Genomic DNA, 23,297 nt, shown 5'->3' with positions numbered 1-23,297 from the left:
TATGTTTTTTTCAATCAACTCCCTTAGAAATAGTATCACAGAATGCATGAACAAAATCTGAACAAGGAATCATTTTTCTAATTGATCAAAAAACACCCCGTTAAGGTTAGTAATATCCTTGACGGGGCATTCAACTTAGTTACTTAATATTATTTTAGTTCAGCAGAAATTGATACATTTTGTGCTTTTTCGTTTGCTGTAATCATTACGTCACTGTTTACAGCCGTAATAGTATAACCAAAAAATTCATCTGTAAATGCCTCAGCAATAGCAGTAGCAAGACTAGAATCAGTTGTTTCACTTGATAAAGTAATTACTTTTTCAACTGACATTCCATCTATAGTAATTGCGATAGTCTTATTGCGAGTATTTGTCCCTGCCAATGGTACAACATCAGATATTTTAAAAGATGCAATTTGCTCTGATCCTGGTGATGGTACTAAACTTGGCTGAATTACCTCAGCTTTATACGTAGTTCCTGGATAGCGTATGTTTCTTGTCAATGCTGGGTCTTTTCCACTTGCAACCTTTTCTGTTACAGATACGATCGTATAAGGGTTTCCACCAAGTTCTAAAACTGTATCATATTTTTCAATTGCAGTCCCAGTTTCAATTTTCTTCAAGACCCCACCACTTACCTGAGCAACATATACATTATCTAGAGCAAATCCTTCTCCATTTGTAGTAAGGTTTATATCAACAGAAAATTTATAAATTCCTTGTTGAGTTACTGTTATAGGTTCAGCACCATTTTGTATAATATTCACATTCGAAACTTTAAATGCTTCTATTGCACTTGGCACAATTAAATCGACTATACTTTCAATAGTGTAATTATTGGCAGCATCTTTTAAGTCATTAACCCTTACAGTTACTGTACCAACTGCTGTTATGTCGTCTTGTAAAGTAATAGTTAGCTTCTTCTTATCTTCTGACCAAGTTCCCTGTTCCAAATTAATTTCTTGGTCACCAATTAATAATTGACTGAAAGTTACTGGTTCACTAAATGTCAGCTCAACACTTTCACCCATAGTAGCTTTTCCATCGGCATTGTCATCTATTAATATTGCCGAAGCGATTGTCGGAACTTTATTTTCCTTAATAGTTACTTGGAAGTCTTTCGTTTTCGTCATCCCATTATGTGTAAGTGTTGCTGTTAATGTCACTATATCATCTTCATCATCATTGCTGCTTCTAGTAACCGTACCGTCAGCATTGACTGTTGCTCCATCTACTGTATTAGCAGCCCATGAAACTGAAACGCCTTCTACATTAGTTGGTAAATTTAGAGCCTCTGTTACTTCCTTTAAGGATGGATTATCGGCTTTAATTAAGTTTTCATCAATTTTTGCCCATGCATTATTAAGTACAACTAAACCTTCAGGATCATACTCATATGGAGCTTTTATTTTTCCAGAAGCTGGATTATCTATATCAAATACAGTAGTATCCGAAACATTTAAATTTGAATAATTGACATTATTTCCGATCCCAAATCCATTGGCACTTGGAGCTTTGACACTAATTTTACTTGCGTCACTCATTGTTAAACTAGAGCCATCTCCTAAGTAAATCCCATATACGGTACCATTGTAAGTAGTCGCTTCCGCATTTATTGTACTATTAGCGATATTTAAAGAAGCACCTTTGCCCGTTTGAATAACCCTTGAAACTCCGTTTGCACCATTTGATAAGATTGTAGAATTAATAATATCTATAGAAGCACCTTCTACATCAGATCGTATTCCACATGCGTAATAAGCTGGATTATCAGATTTCGCAAAAACAGTCGAAACAGTTGAATCTTTTATTACTAGTTTTGCATTAGCATTTTTTAATAGTATCCCTGAAGCTCCATAACCGCCAGAGCCTATTGCATCCACTCTTACATGATCAAGTGTAACGTCTGCTGCTCCACTTAAATATAGTGGTCCGCGTTCTCCATCTTTTTGATCGCCTTTGTAACCACCTGTTACCGTTAAATTTTTCAATAAAACTTCATCTTGAGATGCTGTAACCGCCAATCCTGCATTAAATATTAATTTATCCTTACCGTCTATAGTAACCGGGTTAGCTAAAGTTGCTTTAGATACTGTTATAGTATCTGTTACAGAATCATCTACTGTAATTGTTTTTACCAAACCATTTTTCACAAGAATATGATTTATACTATTTGTTACTTCTGTATTGTCTTTTACACGTAAAACCGTTGACGTAGTAACCTTAAGAGTTTCCCCATCCGCAAAAATGATTTTTTGTGTATTACCGTTTTTTGTAACATTTACAGATTTAAGTGAGAATACACCTGATGCGATAGTACCTTGAGCGATATCTTCATCTGTATATGAAATTTCTAAACCTTCTACTGGTTCCCCATTCTGTGAGAAAGTAATTGAATCTTGAATTTTCCCAGCTGCTTCACTTACAACCTCATTGTTTTTCCAGATAAAGTCCCCTGTTAAATCATTTTGAACAATTTCATAAGCAAATGGCTCAAGTTGTAATTTAACTGAATTGGATATACTTTCACCACCATTTGCATCTTTTACAGAGCCTTCCACTAGGGATATTTCAGAGCCTACTTTATAGACATTAGGGCTAGTAGTGTCTCCTCCGATTGTCATTGTTAGGCTTGTCCCATCTTCAGACCAAACAGCGTTGATTGGATATTGATCAGTTCCCATACCAAAGACAAAGTCTTTTCCAAAAAGATGCTCATCAATATTATGATCCTCTGTATTACCTGAATATTTGACAGGTTCACTAAATTTGAATGTAATTGTATCACCTGGTGAAGTATTTCCATCTTTATCGATATCATTTAAAGTTGCACTTACTAGGTATGGCTTTTTCGATTCTAAAACTGTAGTTTCGATGGAATTTTCTTTAGATGCATTTCCATTCGTTGCTGTAACATTTAACATAAGTTTATCATTTTTATTATCTGCATCATCTTGAGTTACATTACCTGTTGATAGGTCGATGTTTGCATTATGGTCGCCCACTTTTGTTGCTGACTTCCATTCAAAGCTTGTACCATTTGGTCCAGCTGTAACTAAATCGAGTGGTGTTGATACCTGCTCTAAGCTTGGGTTATCTTTTTTTATAAGCGAAGGAAGCAATGCCGTATCAACTACTAACTTTAATTCATTTTCTGTTAACGGTTTACCTTTTTCAGCAATCGCTTTTTTCACGGCAGCTGTTACTTCTGTAATATTTTCCGGTGTTACACCTTTAATATCAACACCTTCAAATATTTTTATTGCATCCTCTGCACTTGGTGCTGGTGTTGCAGTAATTTTATCTTGCACTACCTCAAGAGGACGTTTAATCATATGTGTTATTTTACCATTAGCATCTACTGTAACGATAATTTGTGCTTCTTTTAAGGAAGGTGCATCTTCTTTAATTGAGATAATAGCTGTACCAGGACCTTTTGATGTGATAATGATTTCTCCATCTTTTAAGGTAGCTGTTGCAACATTATTATTACTTGATGTAACTGTTGTACCAATCATGCCTACAGCAAGTGGGTCTTTGTTGTCTGTATCCTCAACATTATTGGCTTTTAAAGTTTGGGATACAAATGGGTTCGTTGTGCCTCCATTATTTCCACCACCTGTTGAACCGCCTCCTGAAGATTCACCGCCAGTTGAAGGAGTTGGAGTTGGAGTTAATGGCGTAGTTGGGCGTTCAACTACCTCACTATTTGTTACATTTTTTATTGTTGCCGTTTCTCCTGCTGGGTACTTTACAGCTTCTTCAGGCTTGATATTTTCTGGCTTAATTAACGTATCAATTATAGTGTCTTTAGGGACAATTAATTGGCTTCCATATTGTTTTGTTTCCACAGATGGTAGATGAGCTTTGTTTTCAAGCGTTACTTTTATTGGGGTATCAATTGTTAAATTGTTAGTTTCAAGCTGTCCTTTTACGACAACATCCTGATTGCCACTAAAATTGATGGAACTTATTTTACCAGCAATTTCAATATTAGATACATTGTTATCAACCTTAATAGTTGGTGAAGCATTATCTGTCAAGATCTTAGTTTTGTCACGATTTACAACAATCTCATCCACTGTTGTGTTTGCAAGCTTAATGACCGATTCTTGCTCACGTTTTGCTTCCCCTTCAATAATTAAGCGACCGTTTAACGCTAGCCCATTTAATTCAATTTGTTTTTGGTCACCTTTTTTAACCGTTATATCACCTGTGATATTTGCGTTTGCCAGTTTAATATAATCGCCAGCAATTGTTATATTTGCCTCGACTGTACCACCAGCCAAATCTAATGTCAGAGGATTTTCTGCTGTACCACCGTTTACTAATTCTAAATTACGAATTCCGATAATTTTTGTACCAATTTTGATAAAATCTAGATTCGCCTCATTTAATAAAGCTAAATTTCGTGCATGAAGTAATGGCTGTAACTCTTTTTTGATGTAATACACCTGACCACCAATTGTCATTTTGTTCCCATTTATAGAAGTAATCATTTTCTCATCTGGTCGGCGGTTATCACGATAATCCGTTGTTACCTCTGATCTGATTGTAAATGCGGCCATGTTCCCACGTGTTACTGTTGAATCTCCACCATATTTTGTAGCAGTTTGTCCAGTTGTGATACCTAAATCAAATAAAGTCTGAATATAAGGGGCAGCCCAATTATTTTCTGTTTGTGTATCTGAAAATGGTAAATTAATTTCTGTTGCAGGCTCTAAGCCATAGCCATTAACAATAATTTTCGCCATTTGATTTCGTGTAATCGGAGCATTTGGTTTGAAGGTTCCATCCTGAAATCCATCAATAACGCCTGCTTCTTTTAACGCTGCTATGTACGGGTATGCCCAATCACTCGTTGGAACATCCTTGAATGTATGATGAAATGATTTAGTAACATCTAGTCCTAAATTGAGTGCTAAAATTTTTGAGGCTTCTGCACGTGTTAAAAGTCCTCCTGGTTTGAATGAACCATCTTTGTAGCCACTAACAAAACCACGCTCAAATAATTCATTCACATATTCATAATAATCAGAGGATACTTTAACATCCGAAAAAATCTCCTCATTTTCGCTTGCTTTTGTATAGTCTGGTGCCACAACTGCAATGGCACTTGTTGCCATCGTTGTAGCTAGTGCAGTTTTAAATAGTTTGTCATATAATACATTGCTTTTCTTCATCTATTACTTCCTCCTCATTTATTTAAATTTCAATAATAAAATAACCTCACTAAGTCTAACAAATTTTATCTGAACAAAATCTGAACAAAAGTACTAATTAAAATAAAATACAAAGTACTTTCAACTCTAACAAAAAAACAGGCTAAGGATTTTCTCCCTAGCCTGCTTAAACTATTATTATTTTGAAAGCTGCTCTTTGCCTTCCTCATCAATAAAATACTTGTGAGAGTTAGCTGCTTCTTCGATTTCCTTGAAAGCCCAATGTGTGGCTTTAACATCTAGGAAGCTTGGTTCTGTCACGCCATGTAATGGACCGCGTTCAAACATGCGGTTCATAATTACAACAGCCTGTGCACGTGTTAACGCTGCATTTGGTGCAAAGCTTCCGTCCTCAAGACCGTTGATGATGCCTGAGGCGCGATTTGCTTCAATAATCCATTGTGCCCAATGGCCTTTTGTATCCTTGAACGTAATCGCTGCCCCTTCTTCTACAGAAAGCTGTTTATAGTTGGCTACGACTGCTGCCATTTCAGCACGTGTAATGTTGGCATTTGCATGGAAGTTGCCGTATTGATCACCATTCATAATGCCTTGTTCTTTAACAAAGGCAATCGCTCCTGCCGCACTATGATCTTTTGCTACATCTTTAAATGGTGCTTTATGGACTGCTTGTCCTTCTGTGTAGCCTAAAATACGAGCCATCATGATCGCTATCTGTGCACGTGTTACATTCTTATCAGGACCAAATGTGCCATTCGGGAATCCTTTAATATAAGCCTCGTGCTCACTTACCTCTGGTTTTTCAAATTGAATAATTGTAAATGTACTAAACTTCTCTACCGTGAAACGTAGACCCAGTTCACCCTTCGCCATTGTTACGACTTCAGGGAACACTACTTTTTTCTCACCATCTGAGTGTTCAATGAATACAGCTAATTGATCAAGGAATGCTTGACGCTCCGCTGCCACTGTTGGTACATTCACACCTTTTAAAGGTAGTGTTACTTGAACAGGACGACTTGGCATATTCGTTTCAATTGTCATCGGACGTGCTACAACATGTACATCATCACTTTCTAGTGTTTCACGTACGACTTGCTCTGCTTTTGCACGTTCCTCAATCGCTTGACGCTCACTTTCCTTCTTCACTGGTACTAAACGGAAGTAGAAGTTGTCGTCAATGCCTTCCATTGAGCTATGCGGAATCGCAATATGACCATTTTCAGTAGAAATTTCTAATGATAAACCATTGTCACGTAACGTTTGTAGAGATTGTTTTGGTACTTCTACCGTTACTTGATCCACTTCATCTTTGACATCAGGAATAACAATACGTGCAATGCTATTACCAATTTGTTTCGCTTTTTCTACTGCTTCTAGTGCTTGCGCTGGTGTTAAGTTGACAAAGTCTGTTACGTCACCATTCGCATGCTTCGTACGTTCAATTTCCACTGTTGTTTTTTCAAGTGGATTGTCACCGTCAATTTCAAGTTCTACCTGAATTTTTGTTTTTGTTTCACTTGGTGTCGGTGTTACCGGTGGTGTTGGATTTGGCGTCCATGTACCTCCGCCGCCTGAATTACCTCCGCCTGTATAGGCTTCACGGTATACTTTAATCGTGTAATGTTTCACATTGCCGTTTCCATCTGCCACTGTGATCACAATAATATTTTCCCCTACTTGTAGTGGAATTTGTTCAAGGGTACCTAGTTGTCCATTGACCGTTGTTGTCACCGAAGCACCTGGAATAATTGGTGTTGCTAAGAACGATAATTGTGATGTGGCATAATCAACGTTCATCGTATAATCTGTTACTTCTGATGAGAAGCTTGGATTTAGTGCACCTTGAGATGGTACTAATGAGCCTAGACCTGCTGTTATAACGACTGGTTTTAAAGCTTTTTGAGCCACCGTTAAATCAGCTAATGCTTGATTCACTTCTTCTTGGGTTGCTTTTGGATCATGTAACACATTTTGAGCTGCTGTTAATTTACTTTGATAGTTTGCCCAAGTCTCTGGTGTGTAATCTGTTTCTGTTAAACCTGTTGCTTCATCTACTTTAGATTGAAGCGGCTCTTTATTAACACCCGTTATTTTTTGTAACGCTTCTTGAGCTACTGTTAAATTAGCTAATGCTTGATCCAATTCTTCTTGGGTAGCATCTGGATCATCTAACACATGTTGAGCTGCTGTTAATTTACTTTGGTAATTTGCCCATGTCTCTGGTGTGTAATCTGTTTCTAATAAACCTGTTGCTTCATCTACTTTTGATTGAAGCGGCTCTTTATTAACACCCGTTACTTTTTGTAGCGCTTCTTGAGCTACTGTTAAATCAGCTAATGCTTGATTCACTTCTTCTTGCGTTGCATTTGGATCATCTAATACATTTTGAGCTGCCGCTAATTGCTCTTGATAAGCTGCCCATGTTTCGGGTGTATAGTCTGAAGCTGTTAAACCTCCTGCTTCTTCTACTTTCGCTTGAAGTGGTGCTTTATTAACGCCAGATACTTTTTCTAATGCTTTGTAGGCTATTGTCAAATCTGCTAACGCTTGATCCACTTCTTCTTGGGTAGCATCTGGATCATCTAATACATTTTGAGCTGCTGTTAATTTACTTTGATAATTTGCCCAAGTCTCTGGTGTGTAATCTGTTTCTAATAAACCTGTTGCTTCATCTACTTTAGATTGAAGCAACTCTTTATTAACACCAGTTACTTTTTGTAGCGCTTCTTGAGCTATAGTTAAATCAGCTAATGCTTGATTCACTTCTTCTTGCGTTGCATTTGGATCATTTAATACATTTTGAGCTGCTGTTAATTGCTCTTGATAAGCTGCCCATGTTTCGGCTGTATAGTCTGAAGCTGTTAAACCTTCTGCTTCATTTATTTTCGCTTGAAGTAGCTCTTTATTAACGATTTGTACTTCAAAGTTACTTACGGACACACCACTTGTCCCTTTTAAGCTACCTTGAGTAGTATTATAGTCAATTTTTACTTCATTGCCTGTTACAACTGTATCAGCTGGTAATGTAATAATGAGTTTTTTCGCATCAGCTGGATCAACTGTAAAAATTGCATTTGTAATTGTATTACCACTAACTGTAATCGTAAAGCCTTCTCCACTAGTCAATTTAATATCTTTGTCAAACGTTAGGGTAATTTGATTGCCCCCTGCTTGTGCATGCTCGAGTGATGCACTTTCAATTGTTGGCACAGGTGCTGCGATCGTAAAGTATGCACCATTCGTAAATTTACTACTATCTAACGTTACTTTTCCATCTGTTAGCTGGTGGAATGAATCGCTAGTGTCAAATTGGTCGTCTGCACTAATAACTAAATAAAGCGGCCAATCTGTTGCACTTACTACTTTTTCTATTTGCAGCGTAATATCTGTATCTGACCAATTTGTTTTTTCTATTTTGTAGATACGTTTAGTATGTTGTAACTGCTCAGCTTCTTTAGATAATGGAGTAGCAAATGTTGCGTCTTGTCCGTTATCACTAAACATGAAAAATGATTTGTCGTTTGTGATTGTGTTAAGGTTTTCTGCATTCGTTGCTTGGATCTCATTTCCCAAAGAAATTGTAATATTCGCACCATTCACTTGAGATTTTGATTGTTTTTGATATAAAGCACCGTTATCATCGCGTCCAATACCTGTAATGTGGTTGCCATAATCTGTATTGTTAATAGCTTTCCACATTGTAGAACCATCGCTAGCAATATAATCAATTAAACTACCATCATCTTTCAATGTAATCCCATATTTTAATGCAAGGTAGCTATTTACCTTTTTACGCTCATTATCCTCAAGTTTACGGTTATAAACTATCGTTTCATTAATTATTCCATTAAATCGAGAATTATGACCTGCTCCAAAATAATAAGAATTACTACTTGTTATTGGGGAGGTGAAATTAGTTTCATTAGTGGAATCATTAGATAATATTTTACCATTTAGTGAAAGTCCCCAGTCATTGGTTGCACTCCAAATATTCATTAGTGAACCGTTCTTTAAATCATGTTTGCCAATACTTACATCACGATGTTTTTTACTACCAAAATAGGTTCGAATCTGTTGACCATTATTCAGTCCATACTGAGATGATGCAGTATAACTTCCTCCCCATTCCCAAGGAAATCCAGAATAATTATCACTTTTTTGAACTGAAAAAATATCTCGTGCTGAGCTTTTAGTATCGAAATCTGCCCCTGATCGGCTATAATAGCCTTTTCCGGATGATATGTGGATACCTCCATTAAAATTTAATGCATTTGCTACTTTATCATTTTGAACAGTTCCTACAACTGACCAATTGCCTTCTGTGGCTAAATCTGTTAAAGAAGGGATTTGAATTTCGCCTTCCTTTATTCCTGCACTTTTTTCTACATCCACCCATGAAATTAAACCACTATTGACACCACCTGGACTACCCATAGTTACCACCGGGTCACCAGAATCTTCTGCTTGTGCTTTTTCCTGTATTCCTAAAAACGATACACTACTTGTAATTAAAGACAACGAGAGCACCGCAGAAAGGGAACGTAGCCAGCGTTTTTTCCTTGTCATTTCTTCATACCTCCGTCCTTCAAATATCCCTATAATTCTCCTTTTCTCCTTTCTATTCTAGTATTTTCAACACATTCTAATGTACTATATTATGTCTGAACAAAATCTGAACAAAAGGCTCATTATACTGGTTTTATCTAATCGTAATAGTTCATCTGTTCAGATTTTGTTTAGGCTGCATCTGTATAGTTAGGGTTACTTTAAGGAAAAGGGATTTTGCTATGGTTATGCTTATAATTGTCGTTTTTTGTTGTATCCTGTTGATCGGGGGAATCGTTACGTTTAAATATCTTCAGGTACGGAGAGTTCGGCAGGAGAAAAAAATGATGTTAGAGCAGCGACTTGAACATCTTATTTATACGAATAAACATGAAAAAAACGAGCCATCCGATTAAGGAATGACTCGTTTTTCGATCTATTGCTTACACCCATCCACGGAAGCGAGAAGCTTCTGCAGTACGGCGAACACCTACCATGTAAGCTGCTAAGCGCATGTTGATGTTACGTGTTGTAGCTGTTGTATATACATTATCAAATGCTTCAACCATTTTTTTGTATAGACGTTCTTCCACTTCTTCTTCTGTCCAGTAATAACCTTGGTTATTTTGAACCCATTCAAAGTAAGAAACTGTCACACCACCAGCAGAGGCTAATACGTCTGGTACAAGTAAAATGCCACGCTCTGTTAAGATTTTAGTTGCTTCTGCAGTTGTTGGACCATTTGCTGCTTCTACTACGATATTGGCTTTAATATTGTGAGCATTGTCAGCAGTAATTTGGTTTTCAATTGCAGCTGGCACTAAAATATCACAATCAAGCTCTAATAATTCTTTGTTTGAAATTGTGTTTTCAAATAAAGTTGTTACTGTTCCGAAGCTATCACGACGATCTAATAAATAGTCGATATCTAAACCTTCAGGATCATGAAGTGCACCATAAGCATCTGAAATACCGATTACTTTTGCACCTAAATCATGCATGAATTTCGCAAGGAAGCTTCCTGCGTTACCAAATCCTTGAATAACAACGCGAGCACCTTTAATATCAATACCACGTTTTTTCGCTGCTTCTTCGATTACGATTGTAACACCTTGTGCAGTCGCACGGTCACGACCTTGAGAACCACCAAGTACTAGTGGCTTACCTGTGATAAAGCCTGGAGAGTTGAATTCATCCATGCGGCTATATTCATCCATCATCCATGCCATAATTTGTGCGTTTGTAAATACGTCTGGCGCAGGAATATCTTTTGTTGGTCCTACGATTTGACTTACTGCACGTACGTAGCCACGGCTTAAACGTTCGATTTCGCCCATAGACATTTGACGAGGGTCACAAATGACACCGCCTTTACCACCACCGTATGGTAGGTCGACAATACCACATTTCAATGTCATCCACATTGAAAGCGCTTTAACTTCCTCTTCAGATACTTGTGGGTGGAAACGAACCCCACCTTTTGTTGGTCCTACTGCATCATTATGTTGTGCACGGTAACCAGTAAACACTTTTGTTGTACCATCATCCATTTTCACTGGGATACGTACTTGGAGCATGCGAAGCGGTTCTTTTAGTAATTCATACATTGCTTCATCATAGCCAAGTTTATTTAGAGCATCTTGAATGACATCTTGTGTTGATGTGAAAAGATTTAAGTTTTCAGACATTATTAAATCGCCTCTTTGTTTTTTTTAATGATAGTTATCGGCATCATTGTAACATACTTCCGAATTAAAATGTGAACATTTTGTTAAAGTTTAAATACTTTTTCAATTTGTTCGATTGACCAATCTAAATCCTCTTGAGAAATCACTAGTGGTGGTGCAAAACGGATAACTGTATCATGTGTTTCTTTACATAATAAGCCTAGTTCTTTTAGTTTTTCACAGTATGGACGAGCAGCCTCTGTTAATTCCATACCGATAAATAAACCACGACCGCGTACTTCTTTAATGACTGGGTTGTTAATTTCTCTTAATTTACCTTTGAAATATTCGCCAAGCTCATGAGAACGCTCTGCTAATTTTTCATCAAGTAAAACTTCAATAGATGCAATAGAAACTGCACATGCTAAAGGATTACCACCAAAAGTTGAACCGTGTGAGCCTGGGTTGAAGACACCTAAGATGCTACGGTTTGCAGCCACACAAGAAATTGGGAATACACCGCCACCTAGTGCTTTACCTAGGATGTACATATCTGGCTCTACTTCTTCCCAATCACAAGCAAACATTTTACCAGTACGTGCTAAACCAGCTTGAATTTCGTCTGCGATGAATAATACATTGTTTTCACGGCAAAGTTCACGAGCTGCTTTTAAGAAACCTTCTGGAGGAATAACGATACCAGCTTCACCTTGAATTGGTTCAATTAAAAATGCAGCAGTATTTGGTGTAATAGCCGCTTTTAATGCTTCAAGATTACCGTAATCTACTAGTTTAACGTTTGGTAACATTGGACCGAAGCCACGACGGTATTCTTCATCAGAAGATAAAGATACAGCTAGCATAGTACGACCATGGAAGTTACCATTACATGCGATAATTTCAGCTTTACCATCTTCTACGCCTTTTACATCATATGCCCAACGACGAGCTGCTTTAAACGCAGTCTCTACAGCTTCAGCACCTGTATTCATTGGTAATACCATTTCTTTATTTGTTAATTTACCTACTAGCTCATACCATTCACCTAGGTTTTCACTGTAAAATGCACGAGAAGTTAACGTTACTTTATCTGCTTGCTCTTTTAAAGCAGCGATAATTTTTGGGTGACGATGACCTTGGTTTACAGCTGAATAAGCAGATAACATATCTAAGTATTTGTTGCCCTCTGGATCTTTAACCCAAGCACCCTCAGCCTCTGAAATTACGATTGGCAGTGGATGATAGTTAGCTGCACCAAAATTTTGCGTTTGTTCAATAACTTGTTGACTTTTTGTCATATCCTGTTCTCTCCTAACTAAATCATAATATAAACTCTATGGAAGAAAGGGACTATGTATCTCTATAAGTAGAATGATTAACCAATAATTCAAACGGTAAATTTGTTCACTTCTCCAAAGTAAACTACCATGTCATGTTACGGTTTTAGCCAGGGGTAGCATTACCTGGAGAAGTATCCCAAATTTATTTGAAATGCCTCAATTTCTACTTATTTGAACAGCCCTAACGTCAATTTGAAAATTAAAGCATTTCTGAAGTTGTTTTAGCTTGCATATGCAGTTGTAGGTAGTCTGGGCCACCAGCTTTTGAGTCTGTACCTGACATGTTAAAGCCACCAAATGGTTGGTAACCTACGATTGCACCTGTACAGCCACGGTTGAAGTAAAGATTTCCTACATGGAATTCTTCACGAGCTTTTTCTAAATTCATACGGTTCTTCGTGATAACTGCACCTGTTAAGCCGTATTCTGTGTCATTTGCGATGTCAATTGCTTGGTCAAAGTCTTTTGCTTTTGCAATCGCAACAACTGGTCCGAAGATTTCTTCTTTCATAATACGAGCTGAAGGATCAACGTCAGCGAATACTGTTGGTTGTACGAAGTAACCTACTGAATCGTCAGCTGTACCACCAGCTACTAGACGGCCTTCGCCTTTACCGATTTCAATGTACTCAGTAATTTTGTTGAAAGCGGCTTGGTCGATAACTGTTGCCATGAAGTTGCTGAAGTCTGTTGGGTCTCCAACTGTTAAAGCGTTTGTTAATTCAACCACGCGCTCTACTACTTGGTCATACACATCTTCTACGATGACTGCACGAGAACATGCTGAACATTTTTGACCTGAGAAACCAAATGCTGATTTCACGATCGATTGTGCAGCTAACTCTAAATCCGCTTCTTTATCGACAACGATCGTATCTTTACCGCCCATTTCAGCGATAACACGTTTAATCCAAATTTGACCTTCATTTAATACAGAAGCACGTTGGTTAATACGTAAACCAACATCACGTGAACCTGTGAAGCTGATGAAGCGCGTTTTTGGATGATCGACTAAGTAGTCACCCACTTCAGCACCAGAACCTGGTACGAAGTTAATAGCTCCTGCTGGAAGACCAGCTTCTTCTAATACTTCGATAAATTTATATGCTATAACTGGAGTTGTTGACGCTGGTTTTAATAACACTGTGTTCCCTGTTACTAATGCAGCTACTGTTGTACCAGCCATGATTGCAAATGGGAAGTTCCAAGGAGAAATCACGATACCGATACCTAATGGAATGTAGTCATAACGGTTGTATTCACCTGGACGGCTTTCTACTGGGTGGCCATCTTTAATGCGTAGCATTTGGCGACCATAGTATTCCATGAAGTCGATTGCTTCTGCAGTATCTGCATCAGCCTCTGCCCAAGGCTTACCAGCTTCTTTTGTTAATAATGCAGAGAATTCATGTTTGCGACGACGGATAATCGCTGCTGCTTTGAAAAGAACGTCTGCACGAATAGCTGGATCAACTTTTTTCCAAGTCTTAAATGTTTCATCTGCTGCTTGCATCGCTTTTTCAGCTAAATCTTTGCTCGCTTTTGAAACGCGACCAATTACTTCTGTTTTCTTTGCAGGGTTATATGAAACGATTTTATCTTCAGTTGTAATGCGTTCGCCACCGATAATTAGTGGATAGTCTTGACCTAAGTAACCTTCAACTTTATTTAAAGCCTCTACATAAGAATTGTAGTTTGCCTCTTGTGAAAAATCTGTGAATGGTTCGTGTTTGTATGGAATCATACTTAATCCTCCCTTGTGAGATCTATTTGGGTATGCAAAAAACATTGACGCAAAATATCTTTGCGTATAAAATATTCTTACACTTATTATAATGCAAAATTTCGTTGCATATTTCAAGTAAAAAATTTTTGAGGTGCACTTTTTTATGAAAAATTCTGAACCTTTACTACCTTTTTATGAGTTTATTGCAACAAATGTATCCGTTGGTATTCATGCAGTAGACTTATCTGGTAAAACAATTATTTACAACACAAAAATGAAAGAAATTGAAGGATTTCATTTTGATGAACTTGCAGATCGTTCAATTATTGAAATGTTTTCCTTTCGTCAACACGAAAGTACATTAATGCGTGTTTTACAAACAGGAAAAAAAGAAATCAATGTAAAACAATCCTATTGGAATAAAAATGGCCATGAAATTACAACAATCAATGATACTTTTCCACTTTTTGTTGAAGGTAAGCTGATTGGAGCAATCGAATTTGCTCGTGATATTACTTCTTTGGAAAAGCTTGTTTATCAACCCCTTCGTCGTTACGATGAACCCCTAACATTTGATATGATTAAAGCTGACTCTGAAGCAATGAAGCAGGTGATCGAGAACGCTAAAAAAGCTGCTGCCGTAAAATTACCTGTCTTATTAATTGGCGAATCGGGCACTGGGAAAGATTTAGTTGCTGAAGGTATTCACCATGCTGCTTCTCCGGATCCTGACGCCTTCGTAACACTCGTTAGTCGCCGCTCAGCTCAATCGGTTCTTGATAAATTACAACAGCTTTTAGAAGAAGATAAAGAGTATACCTTTTTCTTTGAACGCATAGATTTTCTGAGCTTAGACATTCAAGAGCAGCTGTTAGATATACTACAATCGCTTCCCCAGTCCAAATATATGCTGATTGGAAGTGTAGGTAGTGACCCTATTACATTGATTGCCGAGAAAAAGCTGTCAAAGTCTCTTTATTATTTCTTTGCAACAATGGCTATTACCATTCCTAATTTAACGGATCGAAAAGAAGATATTCTTCCATTTGTCGAAGATTATTTTAGTCGACATCGAGAACGATTTGCCTCACAAGTCACTGAACTTGCACCAGATGTACAAGAATTATTTTTACAATATGATTGGCCAGGTAATTTAAAGGAACTTGAGCTACTACTGGATGAAATTGTGTCCTTTATGACAACGGAGTCCACTGTTACTTCAGATTTATTGCCTTTACATTTCCGCTTCAAAGTACAACAGCAAGACACAAACAATCGAGAGCCCGAGTTCTTTATGTTTCATCAAAATCATAATGTCATGCCACTTGATGCTTATTTGCGTGAAGCCGAATCATATTATGTGCAAAATGTCTTAAATTTATATGAGGGCAATATTACAAAGGCAGCAAATGCGCTTGGAATGAGCCGACAAAACCTACAATATCGAATTCGCAAACTAAAAAAACAATAGTAAAAAAACGAGGATACCTTCATTCGAAAGCATCCTCGTTTTCTTATTGACCGGATTGTTCAATCCAGTCCTGTAATTTATCTTTTAAGGAATTAAAACCATTTGCATCCGATTCATCTACACGGTCCTGCAATGATTTGCGTGGTGGTGCATCTTTTTTTCTTACTGTTGCTGGGCGATCCTGTAGCGCTCTCATCGATAAACTTATCTTTTCGGCCTCTTCATCGATTTCAAGTATCTTAACCTCTACTTCTTGCCCAACAGCTAAAAATTCACTAACGTCCTTCACAAAGCCGTATGTTATTTCCGAAATATGCACAAGGCCTTGCGTATTGTCATCTAATGCAACAAATGCACCGTATGGTTGAATACCTGTAACTTTTCCGGTCAACACGTCTCCTAATTCATATTTTTTTACCATAACCTTTGCCCACTTTCTATTTGTTTGCTACGTATATATCGCTTAAATTATAACATACGAGTAAAAACGGGGCAAAAAATCTCCTTACTCGGAAATGGCTGTAATGATGCAACGTTTTTCACCTTTTCCTGTAGTCACTGTACCTAACTGGAAGGTTATATGCTGACCAATTAGTTGAACTGATTCTGGCTTAACACCAGCTTTAATGGTTGTATGAGAGGCATCTGTTGCATAAAGAATTGTAAAATGTTCCATCCCATCAAATGGAGACACTTTCCTTAAATCGACATCTTGAGATAGTAACTGCTTAGCTGTTTCTTGATCACCTTTACCTTGTGCATATAAGAATAGGCTTACAACGTTTATTGGATTCAATGATTCTAGAATGCTATCATCTTTACTTGTTATATAGGCATTGTAAAGGGATTCAGTTTGATAAATCCATCGAAAATCAATACGCAAACTTGTTGCACCATCTTCTGATTGTCTGTAGACATCATTACTTAAATGAGAAAGCTCTATCCCGATATCCTGTTTTGTTAGCTGATCTAGTGTTTTGGATTTCCCACTTCCCTTATATTCTTCAACGATAAATTGTGCGGGCAAGCGCATCGATTCTCCATACTTCCCATTTGCCGTATCCTTTAATAGCTTTATATGTTCGGGTGAGTATCTCATTTTGTCATCAATACCTTTTAATAATACAAGCCAGGCATTTTCGAACTCTTTGTTTAAATTTCGCAATAGGTTATCGAGTCCTGATGTTGATAGGTCATTTACTAATGTTCTTTCGTATAACTTTAAAATACGAGCAGATTCTTCTGCAGAAAATCGTAAATCCTCACCATTGAATAAAGAGCCCGTAGCCAAATATTTAAAATAGCCTAATACACCAGGATGAAGACGGTCAATAGATACTGGTGCATCCTTCATAAAAATGGGATTTGTTCTAAAACTATAGTTTTGTCCATCATAAGACAACTCAAAATATTGTTTTTTGGCCGTTGCAATTAACTGATTTAGCTCTTTAGGATAATCTTTCTTTTTTTGTGACAACACCATATTATAGTGGGAAAGCTCATTTGTATAATATTGTAAAACGCCTTTCGTTGGGTAGTAATATTTGCTAAAGAAATATCTAGACTCGCCAAATGACATCGGTTTTTCGTTCTTCTCAATTCGCTCAATCATTTCTCGAGGTGTTTGCAAACTATCTAGTATTTCTTGCTCTAACTGCGTTAAATATTTTGAATCATAAGCCATTCTATTTAACACTATTTTTTTATTTTTAGCTTTATCATTGTATATATAGTCCGCCGTTTCAACAAACGAAAGTTTCTTAAAGTCATCCTCAGGTATATTCAACTCAATGCGTGTTTTTTCACGTTTCTCTTGATACTTCTTTTGTAAACTAGAGAACCACTCTTCATAGCTACTTTCAATCTTTTCTTCATCTGACTGAACGAATGCTGAAGGATACATATAAGACGAAATTAAAATACCTACCAAGAGCACACTGGCAATGCTAGCGATCCATACAGCCGTTTTTTGCCACTTTGCAGAAGGCTTTTGAGCCATATTGACGCTTTCTAAAGATTCTCTTGCGTAATCCTCGGCATCAATTTGCTGAAGAACTCGTTGTGGATCTAACTGTGATTCCATTCGCTCATAGGATTTATTCAGTAGTGCCATACGTTGCTCAAATTGCTTATCATCCATTTTCAACACTCCCCTCCTGCATTAACGCTGCCTTTAGCTTTTCTTTCGCACGTAATAATCGCACTTTGACCGTAGATAATGAAATATTTAAGACTTCAGCGATTTCTTCGTATTTTAATTCGTGGAAATAATACAAAACGAGAGGATAACGGTATTTTTCATCAAGAGCTTGAATAGCACTGTGTAGATGCCTGTCCTCTTCGAACAAAAGTACATTATCTTCTGCTGATGTATAGGCATTTTGTTGCTGAGCATGGAGTTTGTCCTCTTTTGCCTGCTGTCGTTGTTCCTTCCGATAATAATCACGTGTTGCATTTAAAGTGATTTTATAAAGCCACGTTGTAAATCGATCCTGTTTAAATTGATGTAAAAACCGATACAGTTTCACAAATACTTCCTGTGAAACATCAGCTAAATCGTTTGTATGTACACCACATTGAAAGGCAAACTTTTCAACGGTTCGTTGATGAATGCGGATAAGTTCAATATAAGCATCTTTATCCCCTTGCTGTGCCCTCGCTATTAACTCAGCTTCCGTCAACATGATCCCTCCTTTTGTTAATGGAACGAAACTTCTCATCCAATTGTTACAAACTTTTACTCAAAAAGGAGTACCTTCCTAATAAGTTACCAGTCTAGTTCCTATCCACTGGGAATGAACAAATAGCCATCATCAATATTCTGATAATAGCTTGTGTTATGCGAATATTGAGGTAAAATAAAACTTTAGTATAAGGAGGATTTATTTTCGTGTCATCGAGAGATCAATTTACAACTAAAATTGGGTTTATATTAGCTGCTGCAGGAAGTGCAATTGGGCTAGGGGCCATTTGGAAATTTCCTTATATGGCAGGTACAAATGGCGGCAGTGTCTTTATTTTATTATTTATTTTATGTACATTCTTTATTGGCTTACCAGTGCTCATAGCAGAGTTTATGATTGGTCGACGAGGACAAAAAGATGCTGTTACATCATTTAAGGAACAAGCACCAGGAAAGCCTTGGTATTTAATTGGCTGGGGCGGTATGGTGATTGCGGGCCTTATTTTATCATTTTATAGTGTTGTTGGTGGATGGATTTTAAGCTACTTAGCACGCGCCATTTCGTTTAAGCTGACGAATGCTAGTTCAGACATCAACTACGCTGATTTATTTGGCACTATTATTTCCAGCCCAATTGAAGCATTGCTTGTACAAGGACTATTTATGTTGCTAACAGTGGTCATTGTGTCAGCAGGTATTAAGGGTGGAATCGAAAAAGCAAGCACATGGATGATGCCTCTACTCTTCATTTTCTTTATTGTGTTAGTGATACGCTCCTTAACTTTAGATGGAGCAATGGAAGGCGTTAAATTTATGTTTGTACCTGATTGGTCTTACTTTAACGCTGAAACGTTTTTAATGGCATTAGGACAAGCATTCTTCTCACTAAGTGTAGGTATTGCTGTAATGATTACTTATGCCTCCTACTTGTCTAAAACCGAGAAGATTGGTAACTCTGCGATTAATGTTGCATCCATGAACATTATCATCTCTTTACTTGCGGGTCTTGTTATTTTCCCTGCAGTATTTGCGCTTGGCTATACGCCCGATCAAGGGCCGGGTCTCGTATTTATTATTTTGCCAGCTGTCTTCGAGCAGTTACCTCTTGGTGGTCTTTTCTTAACAATCTTCTTTATCCTATTACTTTTTGCTACAGTCACTTCTTCCATTTCCATGTTAGAAATAGTTGTGGCCATTGCGATTGGAGACAAACCTGAAAAGCGTAAAAAGATTGCTTGGATTGGCGGCATTATCATTTTCATCTTCGGTATTCCAAGTGCGCTATCATTTGGTATATTATCTGATATAAAAATTTTAGACCGCTCTATTTTTGACTTTGTTGATTTTATGACAAACAGCATAGGCATGCCTATTGGAGCCTTTTTAATTTCTATCTTTGCAGGTTATTATTATACAAAGGATATTTCGCGTAAGGAATTGGCTGCATCTAGCTTCATGTTTACTATTTGGTTCATGTTAATTCGTTACGTTTCCCCTATTGCTATATTCATTATTTTCATTCAGGGAATCCTACCTTTATTTAAATAAGAAGTGGCCTCAAATATGCAATAAAAAAGAGGTTGTCCCATGACAACCCCTTTTTTATAAGAAAAATGCAAAATATTTTAGATAATACATTTTGCTTCAAATTTAATCGCAATCAGTTTATAAGAAATGGCTACACAATCTTCAAACGGTATCCATTGTTCAAACGAATGCTCATATGTTTCTTGAATTACTTTTGCAAGAGTTGAAGGATCATCAATTCCTTGCAATGCCGCTACAACATCTGCTGTTTCCGTATCATAATGGTCTGGACCTAAGTGGAATGGATCCCACTCCTCTAGCAGATGGACAGCTGCTTGATTCATTTTTATATTTTCCAAAATACTCACCTATTATCCTTTGATCATACTCGTATGATACCATAGTAAATAAAAAAGAAAAGAGTGATTTGCTTGTCTATTTTTGATCAAACTATTAAACGTCGTTCTACAAATTCCGTAAAATGGGACGCAATGGAAAAAGTTTATGGCTTACATGATGCGTCTGATATCTTGCCAATGTGGGTAGCTGATATGGATTTTGCAGCTCCAGCAGCTGTTTCAAAGGCATTACAGCAACATGCAGAACAAACTGTTTTTGGTTATAGTTTTATTGGCGAAGATGCAATCCAGTCAATTGTAGACTGGCAAAATACTCGTCATGACTGGCATATTGACAAAGAGTCTATCGTATTCTGCAATGGTGTCGTCGCTGCTTTAGCCAATAGCATTGTAGCTTTCACTAACCCTGGCGACAAAGTACTCATCTCCTCACCGGTTTATCCACCATTCTTTAACATACCGAAAAGTAATGGTCGTGAAGTTATAAGCTGTCCATTAGTTGAAAAAGATGGTACCTATGTTTATGATTTTGAAGCGTTTGAACAAGCATTAGCGCAAAATGTGAAAGCCTACATATTATGTAATCCTCACAATCCAGGGGGTTATGTATGGGATGAAGCAACTTTAAAAGAAATTGTACGACTTTGCGCTAAATACGATGTCATCATTATTTCTGATGAAATTCATGCTGATTTAATGATCAATGGGGAAAAACATATACCTTTAGCAAAAATTGCAGGCGATGAAATTAATCGTGTTGTCACGTGCATGGCTCCCACTAAAACATTTAACTTAGCAGGAATTCAAGTTTCTTATATGATCGTGACAGATAAGAAAAAACGTTTACAACTAGAGGCAATTAATATGGCTAGTGGGCAAGGCTCACTGAATACGTTTGCCTCTGTAGCACTTCATGCCGCTTATACTGAGGGCTCAGCTTGGTTAGATGAACTACTCACATATATTTCTGCCAATATGGACTATGTAAAAGCCGAGTTAGAGCAGATTCCAGGCATTCGCGTGACAAAACCACAATCCACTTATTTAATTTGGATTGATTACAGAGAGCTAGCTCTTGAAGAAAAAGATCTTATGAATCGCTTATTAGAAGTAGGTAAGCTTGCTTTAGAACCAGGGACAAAATACGGTGAAGAAGGCCGAGGCTTCCTCCGTATGAATGTAGCTTGTTCATTTGAAACCGTACAAGATGGTGTAAAACGATTTAAAAAGGCTTTTGAACAATAATAAAGAAATAAAAGAATGGGATATCTCCACTTTGGTAGATATCCTTTTTATGTTTAAAATGATTATTTTGTGGAAAAGTATCTTATCAATTGGATGTAAAGAGAGGTGTTTTTCATGAGCTTGGCTCCATTAACGATTAAACGTGCATATATGACGTTCCTTTTTCCTTTTGCCTATTCCAGCAATAATCGTGAAAAGATTGGTGATGTACTATTACAAGAAGGCTTTTCCTTTTTCACGTTGAATAACACCACTCTTGAAGAAGCATTTTATGGTGATATAACGATTATCCATGAGGAGCTTGCTCAATTTTTCTATCCCTTTTTAGAGGATAAATTATTTCCAAACGAAATGGACAGTCCTGATTTTATCCGTTTTTCAAAAGCATTCTATATACAAGGTTCCTTACAACATCAAGAAAGTCACAGCCATTATGACTACGAGGTGATGAGTATCGATGTGACACTATGTCCCTTTGGGAATGGTATTGTCACTGTACGGACAAGCATGACAGATACCCCAAATGATCTTAGTGATATTTTGAATTTTATTCACTATTTTAGAGTGTTAGAGGCTAAGTTGCGTGAGGAAAAGGGAGCCAGTCATCTTTTTTCATTTGGCCATTGTTCATCCACAAGTGAACTATTATTTAAGCATTTCATCCCCTATTTACGGCCTTTTCTACTGCACCAACAAGATCATAGCTACGAAGGCTTACCTTTTTTTGAGGATGAGCGCATGTTAGCATCTGCTTATTTAATAGCTGAGGAAGAAGCAGAAATTTTACCTGAGCATTTATTTCGATTAGGGCAAGTGGATGGTAGGACACCAGATGGCAAGCCTTTTATATCTAGCACGAATCCTCAATATATCTCTAATTATGTGCAAGAACACGCTCATACACGATGGGCACCTAACAGTTATATTATCACCTCATCACAGGCACAAATAACGATTACAAATAAGCCTTTTGATAAATGTACTCATAGTATTCAGGAATTTATGGGTACCCATTATTACAATCTGTTCATTCATTATTTTTATAAAATGATGCTCTTAAAGCTGTCCTATGAATATAGTGAAATAAAGTGGGGCAAAGATAAACAGGTTGTCAACGAATTAATCGAGCTCATCACAAAGTTTTCTGCTCGTTATTATTTTGAAGAAGTCATTGTTCGAACAGAAGGCAGAGAAATATCTCAAATGCTGCGAACGTATTTCCGTATAAACGAGCACTATGTGGAAACGAAAGAAACATTGAACAGCTTATACCGAACACAAGAAGATCAATCAGATAATCGCAGTAATAATTTACTGTTTATCTTAACTGTATTTACTGTTGTGTCGGGTATTTACGGTATGAACTTAGTCATTGAAGGTTGGAAGGATAGCAGTGATTTTGAGAGTATATGGAGCTATACACTGTTTGAATGGGTAGCCTTTATTACCGCATTAAGTGGGATTGGCTTATCCCTAATCCTTGTTTTTGTTACTGCCTTTAAAACGCTACAAAACATGGTTCGTCGGGCTAAAAGAAAAATGTAAATA

The 23,297-nt window shown here is 37.2% G+C and carries 13 protein-coding genes; 4 read left to right on the top strand and 9 right to left on the bottom strand.

Annotated elements, in window-relative coordinates:
- Positions 1 to 149 precede the first annotated feature (149 nt).
- The 5 genes from ABC382_RS20800 to pruA form a co-directional block, all read right to left on the bottom strand.
- On the bottom strand, positions 150 to 5,183 hold the full coding sequence (locus ABC382_RS20800; RefSeq protein ID WP_322612050.1) for an S-layer homology domain-containing protein: 5,034 nt from the start codon (positions 5,181 to 5,183) through the stop codon (positions 150 to 152).
- 177 nt (positions 5,184 to 5,360) lie between these two features.
- Positions 5,361 to 9,752, bottom strand: a complete 4,392-nt coding sequence (locus tag ABC382_RS20795; protein ID WP_412927070.1) for a DUF8202 domain-containing protein — start codon at positions 9,750 to 9,752, stop codon at positions 5,361 to 5,363.
- Between the two features lie 422 nt (positions 9,753 to 10,174).
- Complete coding sequence (locus tag ABC382_RS20790; protein WP_036119847.1) at positions 10,175 to 11,419, bottom strand: Glu/Leu/Phe/Val family dehydrogenase; 1,245 nt, start codon at positions 11,417 to 11,419, stop codon at positions 10,175 to 10,177.
- 83 nt (positions 11,420 to 11,502) lie between these two features.
- Complete coding sequence (locus tag ABC382_RS20785) at positions 11,503 to 12,696, bottom strand: ornithine--oxo-acid transaminase (protein WP_322612052.1); 1,194 nt, start codon at positions 12,694 to 12,696, stop codon at positions 11,503 to 11,505.
- 241 nt (positions 12,697 to 12,937) lie between these two features.
- On the bottom strand, positions 12,938 to 14,482 hold the full coding sequence (pruA, locus tag ABC382_RS20780) for an L-glutamate gamma-semialdehyde dehydrogenase (protein ID WP_412927069.1): 1,545 nt from the start codon (positions 14,480 to 14,482) through the stop codon (positions 12,938 to 12,940).
- Between the two features lie 145 nt (positions 14,483 to 14,627).
- On the opposite strand from pruA, the gene ABC382_RS20775 reads away from it, so the two are divergent.
- The gene (locus tag ABC382_RS20775) at positions 14,628 to 15,935 is read left to right on the top strand and encodes an AAA-type ATPase lid domain-containing protein (protein ID WP_312505803.1); all 1,308 of its coding nucleotides are present in this window, start codon (positions 14,628 to 14,630) and stop codon (positions 15,933 to 15,935) included.
- A 43-nt stretch (positions 15,936 to 15,978) separates the two neighbouring features.
- On the opposite strand, the gene yugI is transcribed toward ABC382_RS20775, so the two are convergent.
- The 3 genes from yugI to ABC382_RS20760 form a co-directional block, all read right to left on the bottom strand.
- Positions 15,979 to 16,356, bottom strand: coding sequence for a S1 domain-containing post-transcriptional regulator GSP13 (gene yugI / locus ABC382_RS20770; RefSeq protein ID WP_004228409.1), 378 nt, complete (start codon positions 16,354 to 16,356; stop codon positions 15,979 to 15,981).
- A gap of 84 nt (positions 16,357 to 16,440) precedes the next feature.
- Positions 16,441 to 18,075 (bottom strand): hypothetical protein, encoded by a 1,635-nt coding sequence (locus ABC382_RS20765; protein WP_322612066.1) that lies wholly within the window; start codon positions 18,073 to 18,075, stop codon positions 16,441 to 16,443.
- Complete coding sequence (locus ABC382_RS20760; protein WP_322612054.1) at positions 18,068 to 18,616, bottom strand: RNA polymerase sigma factor; 549 nt, start codon at positions 18,614 to 18,616, stop codon at positions 18,068 to 18,070. Before ABC382_RS20760 ends, ABC382_RS20765 begins: the two co-directional genes overlap by 8 nt.
- Positions 18,617 to 18,825: 209 nt before the next feature.
- Here ABC382_RS20760 and ABC382_RS20755 point away from each other — a divergent pair, with 209 nt between their 5' ends.
- On the top strand, positions 18,826 to 20,166 hold the full coding sequence (locus ABC382_RS20755; RefSeq protein WP_322612055.1) for a sodium-dependent transporter: 1,341 nt from the start codon (positions 18,826 to 18,828) through the stop codon (positions 20,164 to 20,166).
- Positions 20,167 to 20,243: 77 nt separating this feature from the next.
- On the opposite strand, the gene ABC382_RS20750 is transcribed toward ABC382_RS20755, so the two are convergent.
- On the bottom strand, positions 20,244 to 20,504 hold the full coding sequence (locus ABC382_RS20750; protein ID WP_004228396.1) for a DUF1871 family protein: 261 nt from the start codon (positions 20,502 to 20,504) through the stop codon (positions 20,244 to 20,246).
- Positions 20,505 to 20,576: 72 nt separating this feature from the next.
- Between ABC382_RS20750 and ABC382_RS20745 the strand changes: the two genes are divergently transcribed.
- Together ABC382_RS20745 and ABC382_RS20740 are read left to right on the top strand one after the other, a co-directional pair.
- Positions 20,577 to 21,749 carry a MalY/PatB family protein gene (locus ABC382_RS20745; RefSeq protein WP_322612056.1) on the top strand — a complete coding sequence of 391 codons (1,173 nt, stop codon included), beginning with the start codon at positions 20,577 to 20,579 and terminating at the stop codon, positions 21,747 to 21,749.
- A gap of 114 nt (positions 21,750 to 21,863) precedes the next feature.
- Positions 21,864 to 23,294 carry a magnesium transporter CorA family protein gene (locus ABC382_RS20740; RefSeq protein WP_322612057.1) on the top strand — a complete coding sequence of 477 codons (1,431 nt, stop codon included), beginning with the start codon at positions 21,864 to 21,866 and terminating at the stop codon, positions 23,292 to 23,294.
- Positions 23,295 to 23,297 lie beyond the last annotated feature (3 nt).

It is taken from the genome of Lysinibacillus phoenicis, from assembly GCF_047238325.1.
GTDB lineage: Bacteria > Bacillota > Bacilli > Bacillales_A > Planococcaceae > Lysinibacillus > Lysinibacillus irui.
The sequence above is the reverse complement of the archived record's forward strand: the minus strand, read 5'-3'. Positions and strand labels throughout refer to the sequence as shown.

Excerpts from the sequence above, each read along its gene's own strand:
- ABC382_RS20765 (WP_322612066.1), bottom strand. The coding sequence starts at position 18,075 with ATGGATGATAAGCAATTTGAGCAACGTATGGCACTACTGAATAAATCC.
- ABC382_RS20740 (WP_322612057.1), top strand. The coding sequence starts at position 21,864 with ATGAGCTTGGCTCCATTAACGATTAAACGTGCATATATGACGTTCCTT.
- ABC382_RS20800 (WP_322612050.1), bottom strand. The coding sequence starts at position 5,183 with ATGAAGAAAAGCAATGTATTATATGACAAACTATTTAAAACTGCACTA.
- ABC382_RS20775 (WP_312505803.1), top strand. The coding sequence starts at position 14,628 with ATGAAAAATTCTGAACCTTTACTACCTTTTTATGAGTTTATTGCAACA.
- ABC382_RS20795 (WP_412927070.1), bottom strand. The coding sequence starts at position 9,752 with ATGACAAGGAAAAAACGCTGGCTACGTTCCCTTTCTGCGGTGCTCTCG.
- yugI (WP_004228409.1), bottom strand. The coding sequence starts at position 16,356 with ATGGTAAAAAAATATGAATTAGGAGACGTGTTGACCGGAAAAGTTACA.
- pruA (WP_412927069.1), bottom strand. The coding sequence starts at position 14,482 with ATGATTCCATACAAACACGAACCATTCACAGATTTTTCACAAGAGGCA.
- ABC382_RS20790 (WP_036119847.1), bottom strand. The coding sequence starts at position 11,419 with ATGTCTGAAAACTTAAATCTTTTCACATCAACACAAGATGTCATTCAA.
- ABC382_RS20785 (WP_322612052.1), bottom strand. The coding sequence starts at position 12,696 with ATGACAAAAAGTCAACAAGTTATTGAACAAACGCAAAATTTTGGTGCA.